1 protein-coding gene is annotated in these 254 nt (G+C 44.1%); it reads left to right on the forward strand.

Going from position 1 to position 254, the window contains the following annotated elements; translation table 11 throughout:
- Positions 1 to 55: 55 nt before the first annotated feature.
- Entirely contained in the window at positions 56 to 241 is a 186-nt protein-coding gene (locus FS628_RS30765; protein WP_145326699.1) for a hypothetical protein, read from the forward strand.
- Positions 242 to 254: the final 13 nt, after the last annotated feature.

Below are 254 nucleotides of genomic sequence, written 5' to 3' on the forward strand. Positions count from 1 at the left end.
GGGTATTAGTCATGAGGTCGTGAAGATTTTTGAGGTGAGGTAAGGGAGTCTCATGGTGACGGAAGTATTGGAGGAAAGAGTGAATGGAAGTAATAGAATGGGAGGTGAAGTGATGTTGAATAGGGTGAAGATGATTATAGATGTTGTGTTGGTGAAGAGGAATGGTGGTGAAAAAGTGTTGAAGGAGATGATGGGGGTGCATGAAAGGTTTGGGGATGTATTTGGGTTTTGGGGTAAGTAGGAATGGGGGGTAG

Source organism: Paenibacillus xylanexedens, from assembly GCF_007676705.1.
In the GTDB taxonomy this organism is placed as follows: Bacteria; Bacillota; Bacilli; order Paenibacillales; family Paenibacillaceae; genus Paenibacillus; species Paenibacillus xylanexedens_C.